This window comes from Staphylococcus intermedius NCTC 11048 (assembly GCF_002902385.1).
GTDB lineage: Bacteria > Bacillota > Bacilli > Staphylococcales > Staphylococcaceae > Staphylococcus > Staphylococcus intermedius.
Window position 1 is genome coordinate 1 of record NZ_PPQH01000003.1, and the last position, 9231, is coordinate 9231.

The 9231-nt window shown below is 41.3% G+C and carries 10 protein-coding genes; all 10 read right to left on the minus strand.

The window, feature by feature from the left end; all coding sequences use genetic code 11:
• Positions 1 to 387 precede the first annotated feature (387 nt).
• Positions 388 to 2361, minus strand: coding sequence for a methionine--tRNA ligase (gene metG, locus CD138_RS00865; RefSeq protein WP_019169132.1), 1974 nt, complete (start codon positions 2359 to 2361; stop codon positions 388 to 390).
• A 90-nt stretch (positions 2362 to 2451) separates the two neighbouring features.
• Positions 2452 to 3285, minus strand: a complete 834-nt coding sequence (rsmI, locus tag CD138_RS00870; protein ID WP_019169133.1) for a 16S rRNA (cytidine(1402)-2'-O)-methyltransferase — start codon at positions 3283 to 3285, stop codon at positions 2452 to 2454.
• Between the two features lies 1 nt (position 3286).
• Positions 3287 to 3535 (minus strand): GIY-YIG nuclease family protein, encoded by a 249-nt coding sequence (locus CD138_RS00875; RefSeq protein WP_019169134.1) that lies wholly within the window; start codon positions 3533 to 3535, stop codon positions 3287 to 3289.
• Positions 3528 to 4253: a tRNA1(Val) (adenine(37)-N6)-methyltransferase gene (locus CD138_RS00880; protein WP_019169135.1), complete on the minus strand. Its 726-nt coding sequence runs from the start codon at positions 4251 to 4253 to the stop codon at positions 3528 to 3530. Before CD138_RS00880 ends, CD138_RS00875 begins: the two co-directional genes overlap by 8 nt.
• A 10-nt stretch (positions 4254 to 4263) precedes the next feature.
• Complete coding sequence (yabA, locus tag CD138_RS00885) at positions 4264 to 4629, minus strand: DNA replication initiation control protein YabA (protein WP_019169136.1); 366 nt, start codon at positions 4627 to 4629, stop codon at positions 4264 to 4266.
• A 13-nt stretch (positions 4630 to 4642) separates the two neighbouring features.
• On the minus strand, positions 4643 to 5446 hold the full coding sequence (locus tag CD138_RS00890; RefSeq protein WP_019169137.1) for a PSP1 domain-containing protein: 804 nt from the start codon (positions 5444 to 5446) through the stop codon (positions 4643 to 4645).
• A 5-nt stretch (positions 5447 to 5451) separates the two neighbouring features.
• Positions 5452 to 6384: a DNA polymerase III delta subunit-related protein gene (locus CD138_RS00895; RefSeq protein ID WP_019169138.1), complete on the minus strand. Its 933-nt coding sequence runs from the start codon at positions 6382 to 6384 to the stop codon at positions 5452 to 5454.
• Between the two features lie 265 nt (positions 6385 to 6649).
• Complete coding sequence (darA, locus tag CD138_RS00900; protein WP_014614822.1) at positions 6650 to 6979, minus strand: cyclic di-AMP receptor DarA; 330 nt, start codon at positions 6977 to 6979, stop codon at positions 6650 to 6652.
• 69 nt (positions 6980 to 7048) lie between these two features.
• Positions 7049 to 7666, minus strand: a complete 618-nt coding sequence (gene tmk, locus CD138_RS00905; protein ID WP_019169139.1) for a dTMP kinase — start codon at positions 7664 to 7666, stop codon at positions 7049 to 7051.
• 2 nt (positions 7667 to 7668) lie between these two features.
• Positions 7669 to 9012 carry an Orn/Lys/Arg family decarboxylase gene (locus CD138_RS00910; RefSeq protein WP_019169140.1) on the minus strand — a complete coding sequence of 448 codons (1344 nt, stop codon included), beginning with the start codon at positions 9010 to 9012 and terminating at the stop codon, positions 7669 to 7671.
• Positions 9013 to 9231 lie beyond the last annotated feature (219 nt).

The window sequence follows — 9231 nt, forward strand, 5'->3', positions numbered from 1 at the left end:
ACCCAAAAACTGAAGGATGATTGTGAGGGGCGTACTTTATGACGTGCGGTTTACTTCCAATCACTTCAAACCACCATTTTCAGTTTGAGGCACTCACCCAGATTGCAAGAATTGTGCAAGACTCCTGAGGGATCAGACGTAGCCGAAAATCCAATTCAGCTTCCTTCCAATGGACACTTCAATCAAGCTGAATTTAGTTGAGGCAAGTCCCCTAGGAAAGCGCAGCACAATTCAGCAATCTGAAGGTTGCTCAAACCTGCAAATGTACCCTCAAATGTTCTATAAACCAAAACCGCCATTGTGTCTTGAAATGTTCCTCACCCGAAACAAAAGAGTGAGACACACCAAACATGCCGTCTCACTCCTCAAATTCATTCCATACACACCCTACTTAATCACAGCACCATTCGGCACCGCATTCGGCAAACTAATCAACGTCAACACATCATCTTTCTCCGCAGACAAAATCATCCCTTCAGACTTTTGCCCCATTAACTTCGCAGGCTTCAAATTCGTCACGACTGCAACTTTTTTACCAATAATATCCTCTGGTGCATAAAATTGCGCAATACCTGAAATGATTTGACGTTTTTCATGTCCCAAATCCACTTGTATTTTCAATAACTTTTTAGATTTTTTAACATTCTCAGCATCAATAATTGTCGCTGCTTTGATTTCCACTTTATCAAAATCTTTAATATCAATTTGTGCTTTGGCAGGCACTGCTTCCTCCACACTTTCTTCTTTTGGCGGTTGCATTGAAGCCTTAATATAGCTCACTTCCGCTTCCACATCGAGACGTGGGAAAATCGGTTGTGGTTTCGCTGTGACCATAATCGGTTGTGTCAACTGACCGTAAGTTGCCAAACCTTCAAAACCGTGCAATGCTTCGTTATTAATATTTAATTGTTCAAAGATTTGATAAGGCGCATGTGTTAAAAATGGGCGTAATAACACTGCCGCAAAGCGAATATTTTCAACAAGGTGCGCCATGACATTGCCTAACGCTGCCTTTTGAGATTCGTCTTTTGCCAAAATCCATGGTGTCGTTTCATCAATATATTTATTCGTACGACTGATCAACTTCCAAACCGTTGATAATGCGACAGAGAATTGCAATTTCTCCATACTTTCATGATAAGCGTGGACCGTATCCAACGCCATTTGTTCCATTTCTTCATCCAGTTCATGCGTTGGACCTTGATATGCAGGCAGTTCGCCATCAAAATATTTATTAATCATCGAAATCGTACGGTTGACTAAGTTGCCTAAATCATTCGCTAAATCAAAGTTCGTACGATCCACGAAAGCTTCAGGTGTAAATACGCCGTCTGAACCGAATGGCAATTCACGCATTAAGTAGTAACGTGTCGCATCCAAACCATAACGATCAATGAGTACGTTCGGGTCCATCACGTTGCCTTTAGACTTACTCATTTTACCATCTTTCATCAATACCCAACCGTGTGCGAACACTTTTTTAGGTAACGGTATATCCAATGCCATTAAAATAATCGGCCATATAATCGAATGGAAACGTACAATTTCTTTCGCCATTAAATGGATATCTGCTGGCCAATATTGACGGAATAAACTGTCGTCATCTGTTAAATAACCGAGCGCAGAAATATAGTTCACGAGCGCATCTAACCATACGTAAACGACGTGTTTTGGATTAGAAGGTACTTTCACACCCCAGTTGAAAGACGTACGTGATACCGCCAAGTCTTCCAATCCTGGTTTAATAAAGTTGTTAATCATTTCATTTTTTCGTGAAGGGGGCTGAATGAACTCTGGGTTCGCATCATAAAACGCTAATAAACGGTCCGTATAGTTGGATAACTTGAAGAAGTAGCTTTCCTCTTTGACCAATTCGACTTCATGACCTGAATCTGGACTTTTACCACCCACAATTTTACCATCTTCATACACAGGGTCTACCAGTTGTGTTTCAGTGTAAAACGTTTCGTCCGGTACTGAATACCAACCTTCGTACTCGCCTAAATAGATGTCGCCTTTTGCTAATAGTTTTTCAAAGATTTTTTCAACGACTTCTGTATGACGACGCTCTGTAGTACGAATAAAGTCATCGTTAGAAATATCGAGTTTTTCCCATAATGCTTTAATGTCTTTAATCATGCCGTCTAAATAATCGAGCTCTGACATTCCTGCTTTTTGAGCTTTTTCTTGAATTTTTTGACCGTGCTCATCAGTTCCAGTTAAATAGCGTACATCAAAGCCTTGTAAACGTTTATAACGCGCAATGACGTCGCCTGCAACTGTTGAATACGCGTGTCCAATGTGTAAATTCCCACTTGGATAATATATCGGTGTTGTAATATAAAAAGTATCTTTCACCATCAGCGCTCCTCCTCAATTCTTATCTTATCTAATATATCTAAAATTGCATTGTTTTTCAATGTTACAACCTATTTGTCTGGCGGTGTGTCACTATTGAATATCATGAAAAATGTTGTAGACGACCTTGCTCGACATCTCACGTTCTTGTGCGACTTTTTTAATCGCCGCTTTCGGTTTCATGCCTTCATCAATGTAATGCGACACATGTTCTTCGACGGATAGCGCTTCATACCACGCCGTTCCTTCGATTGGCGCAGCGCCTTCGATAATGACCACAAATTCCCCGCGTAATGGAATAGTCGTTTCAAGTTGCTCAAGTAGTACAGTCACCGGTGCGGTCGTAATTTGTTCAAACTTCTTCGTCAATTCTCGCCCAAGTGTCACTACTCGTTCAGCATCGACTTTTGCAATGGCTTCGAGTGTATCTTTCACACGATGCGGTGATTCATACAGCAACAATGTACTATCTTGATGCATGCGCGTTTCAAGAATCTGGACTTTATCACGTGTTTTGCGTGGTAAAAATCCTAAAAACGTATATGTAAATGACGGTAAACCACTGGCCATCAACGCGGTCAAACCTGCATTCGGACCAGGAATGGGCACCACTGTTACACCTTGTTCACGCGCACGAACGACGAGTTCATAACCCGGATCTGAAATGAGTGGCAAGCCCGCATCAGAGACTAAGGCAATATTTTTCCCAGCCACCAACATCTCAATCAAAGTTTCCGTTTCCTGTTCTTTATTATGGTCATGGTATGATTTTAAAGGTGTCGTTATCTCAAAATGATGACACAATTTCTTCGTCACACGTGTATCTTCACAAGCGATGAGGTCCACTTGTTGCAACGTATGAATCGCTCGAAATGTCATGTCTTCTAAATTTCCGATGGGCGTGCCGACTAAATAGAGCTCTCCCATGTTATCGCTCCTCAATTAATTGGATTTTTTGTTGTCGCGTCAATTTTTTAATCGCGTGCTCCCGCTTTAACGCTTCTGATTTCGTCTCAAAAATTTCATGATATCGCAATGTCACCGGTCGTCTTGTTTTCGTATATTTCGCACCCTTACCTTCATTATGTTTGGCCAGGCGTGCTTCCAAATCATTCGTATAGCCTGTATAAAATGTCGCATCTTGACATTGCACAATATACGTATAATGTTTAGCCATAATAAATCTCCTTCATTTCTGGCGTATAATCACCTTGCGCATCGTAAATATAAAAAGGCGGTGCAATATCAAGGCCTTGACGTCCCCCTTTGCGCCCTTCAACGACAATCGTTTGTGCCGCTTTACCGGGCTTACTGTAAATCATGTGTAGACGTTTCGGTTCTATACGATAACGACGCATAGATTCAAACAAATCAAGCATCCGTTCTGCACGATGCACCATTACAATGCGGCCGCCTTCTTTTAACAAATGATTGCTAACACGTAAACAATCATCCAACGTACAATATATTTCATGTCGGGCAATTTTATGGGCCTCAAGTTGATGTTGATTCGTTTGATTGGCTTTGAAATAAGGTGGGTTACACGTAATTAAATCAAACTGTGCCGGGGCATACGCTTGAATGAGCGCATTAATATCCATTTCAACCATCGTAATCCGTTCTTCTAGATGATTGTATTGAATACTTCGATTTGCCATGTCCACGAGTTGCGGTTGAATTTCCACACCAGTAATCGTGTTCGTCCCTTTATCTGACAATAATAAAGGAATGACCCCATTACCTGAACACATGTCTAAAATACGATCCCGTTTCCTCACTTCTGTAAAATAACCTAAGAGAAGTGCATCTGTAGAAAATGAAAAGACCGCATCATTTTGAATAATGCGCAAGTCTTCTCGTATTAAATAGTCCAGTCTTTCACCCGGTTGTAACATCACGGCACCTCTATTCTTGCTTTTCATTCAACACATTGAGACAAAACATACAATCTTCGCCATGACGATGTTTTCCGAATACATCATGACAAATATGGAACCCTTCATGATACAGTTTCGCAAAATATTCACGACTTTGACGCGGCTTTTTCGCAGGCTTTTGAGGCGCTGTTTCTGCTTCTTGAACTTGCGCTGCTTCCACATGGTCTCGTTCTTGTTGCATCAATGTTTTAAAGTTATCATTTTCTAGTTGTAATGCTACGTTTTCTTCCACTAGCTCTACAGTCAGCGCCTTTAACTCTTGCATGCCTTCATTCAGACGCGCGACGTGTTGTTCTAACTGCATTAAGCGAGCGAATAATTCGTTTCGATCCAACAGATGTACCTCCCTATTTTAATGTTTCTAATTCTTCAATATGGTATTCCATCAATTGTTCCATGCCATCTAATCGCACTTGCATTGAGACATCAATGATATTCAAACCGATGACTTCACCATGACCTTCTGGCGTTTGGATACGTGTCCCGATATCTGGTAACTGTTCACGTGCTGTTTCATAAAAATCATTTTCGAATTTCAAACAACACATTAAACGTCCACATGCACCCGAAATTTTAGTCGGATTTAATGATAAATTTTGATCTTTCGCCATTTTGATTGAGACCGGTTCGAAATCCCCTAAAAATGTTGCACAACAAAGCGAACGCCCACACGGACCAATCCCACCGAGTAACTTCGCTTCATCACGTACACCAATTTGACGTAATTCGATACGCGTTTTTAAACGTTGCGCCAACATACGGACTAATTTTCGGAAATCAATGCGTTCATCCGCTGTAAAGTTAAAAATGATTTTAGAACGGTCTAAAATGTATTCGCTATTCACGACACGCATCTCAAGACCTAATTGTTCGACAAATGCTTTACACATATCTACCGCACGCGCAGCATCGATTTCATTTTTTTCATATTGGATGATGTCTGCTTCTGTTGCGACACGTAAAACAGGCTTTAATGGCAATGTGACGTCTTGCTCCGCTACATCTCTCGGCGCATGTTTCACAACACCTAATTCGTGGCCACGCTTAGATTCCACCACGACATACTGCCCTATTGTGAGTGAAGTTGTATTCGGCGCATAATATTCTAACGTATTGGCCTTCTCAAAATAAATCCCTACAACAGTATGCATCAGCGTCACCCTTTCACTTTAATTGCAATTTGCTCAAATACTAGCGTGGCATTCACGTTTTGATTGAGCTTTTTATGCGCTTCTGTTATTTGTTCTATCATATAGGTTAATTGGTGGTAACTCAACTGTGTCACCAACGTCTCATATTCTGACCGCAACTCTGAAAATGTAATCCGGTCCACCATGCCCACTTTGACGTACATTAAATCTTGAAAATAGGCATTGATTCCGGAGAGCGCCAATAATTGTAACTGCCTCGTTTTTGCGTGCTTCATCAATTCCACGACGCCAATTAATGCCATCTCACGTTGCTTTAACAACTTATAACACCATTGTAAAAGCATTTTGCGCATCGGTGCGAGTTCAACATTTTCATGAAGTTGTTGCGCGACTTCAAGCTGTGTCGTATAGGTGCTTAACAACTCTGCAATCGGTACAGTCACCGTTTCATCTTGTGCTGTTAAACGCGACACAAATGTAGCACGTGACATCGGTTTAAAATACACATGCTGACAGCGAGAATGAATCGTATCTAAAATTTGTTCAGGTTTCGTTGTCATAATGATCGCAATCGTATTTTTGGGCGGTTCCTCTAAAAACTTCAGAATGCTATTTTCACCTTGAATCGTTAATTTTTCAAAGTCTTGAATAATGTAAACTTTATAATCACCTTCAATAGGCAATTGGTTCATGTGATGGACTAAGTTTTCGACTTGTTCTTTTTTAAGTGTCGTCTCATCCGTCATCACATATTGAAAGTCAGGATGGTTTTGTCCTTCTACTTTCAAGCGACATCGTTCTTCATCTTGACATAAAATGAACTGCGCAAAGGCTATCGCGGTCGTCTTCATTGCTTCAGCGTCATCACCTTCGAATAAATACGCGTGTGATAGTTTTTGATTGTGATAGGCTTTGGTGAGTTGTTCGATTACTTCCATTAACCTTGCGCTCCTTTTGTAAAGATATTGATACCTATTCATATGAGATACTACTTCATTTTACCGCAATATGTGTGTATAGACTATGACTTTATTTCATTCGTCATCATCTCGATTGGATGGCTATTGCATATGGAAATCATCAGCTATCTTCACATTCACGATAGACTCATTTTGACCGTGTGTACAGCCATGGCAATAAAAAAAGGTTGCGACCATCAATATGACTTGTTGGGGTCATACTGTCACAACCTTCCTTGCTATTTTAAAATTGATGGAACGATTCAACCGGCATGACAAAGACTGTTGCGCCACCGACTTCTACTTCAACAGGGTATGGGATGTAAGAATCTGCACTGCCACCCATTGGCGTAATAGGTGATACAAGTTGTTCCCTGTTACCACATGAGCCGCCGATGAGTTCGAGTATTTCTTCCACACGTTCATCTTCAACACCACTTAAAAACGTGGTGTTCCCTGCGCGTAAAAAGCCGCCTGTCGTTGCTAATTTTGTTGCACGAAAATTGTTTTCAACGAGCTTGTCTGCAAGTTCTTGACTATCTTGGTCTTGCACAATCGCTATAATCATTTTCATTTTACTAACACCTCTTGGACTTTAGTATAACATATCTGAGTACATGACTTCACTTTGTTTCCGAACACACTACTGTGCGTTGATTTTTTGTTGAATCGCTTCTATAGTAGCAGCGACAACTTGCGCAATCGGTTGATTTGCATTAATCACCGCAAAACGCTGAGAATCTTGTGCAATGAGTTGCTGATACCCTTCAACCACGCGTTCATGAAATGCCACGCTTTCTTTATCTAAACGATTTTGGGCACGACGATTACTTTCAATACGCTCTCGACCGACTTCAGCTGGAATATCCAAATAAATTGTTAAATCTGGGTATCGCCCTTCAATCGCAAAGTCGTTAATGGTTTGTACTTCTTTTACCCCAATTTCACGGGCATAACCTTGATACGCTAAAGAGCTATCAATAAAGCGATCACAAATCACGAGTTGGCCTTGTGCTAATGCTGGAAGTACTTTCGCAACGAGATGTTCTCTTCTCGCAGCCGCAAACAATAAGGCTTCGGTTCGCGCATCCATCGTTTCTCCATCTAACAAAATTTGACGAATCGTTTCTGCTGTTTGGACACCACCTGGCTCGCGTGTCGTCATGACGTCATACTGTTGCGAAAGTTGTTCCGATATCGCTTGAACAACAGTCGTTTTACCTGAACCTTCTGGACCTTCAATTGTGATAAACAGAGACATTTTCATTCATCCTTCACTGTAATTTTGCCTTCCGTAAGACCTTCCACATGAAAGCCTCTAGACTGCCAATATTCTATTAATTTTATCATATCTGCTGTCACTATTTCTCCTTTTAACAGTGACGGAATACCCGGTGGATACGGCGTCAAGTGTCGGGCTAATGTACACCCTTCTGCTTGTTGATAAGGTATCGGCCGCGACGGATGCATCCCCATGGCTTGATAGGCACTCGATTTCGTAAATAACTGCGGTTGACTGTCACGAACAGTGCTTGCTTCTGTCGTCAAGGTCATCCGCTCAATTCTTTCAAGTAATGGTTCAAAAGGAAATCGGTCCTGTTCATGCCATAACGGTAAAATCCATAGCACCGCATCCTCATCTGACAGTTCGACATCAATCGCCTGTGCTTCCATTTCCGCTTGTAACGATGAACCCGACATCCCTTCATATTGAATCAACAATTTCAACGGATCTTGTGGCGTGATAACAGTTAATCCTTTATTTTCAAGCGCGACAATCAGTTGTTTTCTTTTTTCAAAAAATAACGTGCTGTCATATGATTCATAAAAGGTCTGTGCGGCTTCTAAACTTTCCATAAGTAAATAAGACGGGCTAGATGATTGAAACACTTGTAAACCATACTCAATCCATTCACGATAAGGGGCATCTTTATGAATCCACAACACCGAACTCATCGTCAAACTCGGCAACGTTTTATGGTACGATTGCACGACATAATCCGCACCTGCCTGCATACTTGACTTTGGAAATCCAGATAAATCAAAATGTGCACCGTGCGCTTCGTCAACAAGGACCGGCACGTTGGATTGATGAAATTGCTCAATGACACGCCCTATATCAAACGTTTCACCATAATAGTTCGGGTAGGTCACGACACCTAATTTCGTATGTTCCAAATCAGTGTCGCCAACGTCAGGTTGACAATATTGCCCCGTCCTCTTACTCACAGACGTCGCTAAAATTTGCGCGCTTTGTTGTCCTAATTCTAATGCGTGAAATACTGATTTATGAACATTTCGTACAATAGCGACATCCCCTGGAATCGACGCAAGCGCATGAATGACTGCGAGAATACCACTTGTCGTCCCGTTCACTAAAAAACAACCACGATAATCGGGATGTTTATTGAGTTGTTGCATACTTTCATATAAAACAGCTTCAGCATGATGAAGATTATCAAAACCTGTAATCTCTGTTACATCAAATGGGACACGTGTCATTGAAAGGTCACCTATCGTCCCATTTTTATGACCTGGCACATGCATCGAAATCGGTTGACGTTCACGCCATGCCAACATTTTCGCTCTTAATGGTGGTTGTTGCACCCATAGTCCCCCTTTCTTTATGTGTTTAAAGCACTTTGTAACAACATGATTTTAACATATCCCAATCTTTACCGATATAGAGCGCATATACGCGCACACGAAAAAAGCTTCGAAACAATAATAATTGCTTCGAAGCTTTTGAAATAACCTGGCACCGTCCTACTCTCGCGGAACGTAAGTCCGACTACCATCGGCGCTAAAGAGCTTAACTTCTGTGTT

Excerpts from the sequence above, each read along its gene's own strand:
- metG (WP_019169132.1), bottom strand. The coding sequence starts at position 2,361 with ATGGTGAAAGATACTTTTTATATTACAACACCGATATATTATCCAAGT.
- rsmI (WP_019169133.1), bottom strand. The coding sequence starts at position 3,285 with ATGGGAGAGCTCTATTTAGTCGGCACGCCCATCGGAAATTTAGAAGAC.
- CD138_RS00875 (WP_019169134.1), bottom strand. The coding sequence starts at position 3,535 with ATGGCTAAACATTATACGTATATTGTGCAATGTCAAGATGCGACATTT.
- CD138_RS00880 (WP_019169135.1), bottom strand. The coding sequence starts at position 4,253 with ATGTTACAACCGGGTGAAAGACTGGACTATTTAATACGAGAAGACTTG.
- CD138_RS00890 (WP_019169137.1), bottom strand. The coding sequence starts at position 5,446 with ATGCATACTGTTGTAGGGATTTATTTTGAGAAGGCCAATACGTTAGAA.
- CD138_RS00895 (WP_019169138.1), bottom strand. The coding sequence starts at position 6,384 with ATGGAAGTAATCGAACAACTCACCAAAGCCTATCACAATCAAAAACTA.
- darA (WP_014614822.1), bottom strand. The coding sequence starts at position 6,979 with ATGAAAATGATTATAGCGATTGTGCAAGACCAAGATAGTCAAGAACTT.
- tmk (WP_019169139.1), bottom strand. The coding sequence starts at position 7,666 with ATGTCTCTGTTTATCACAATTGAAGGTCCAGAAGGTTCAGGTAAAACG.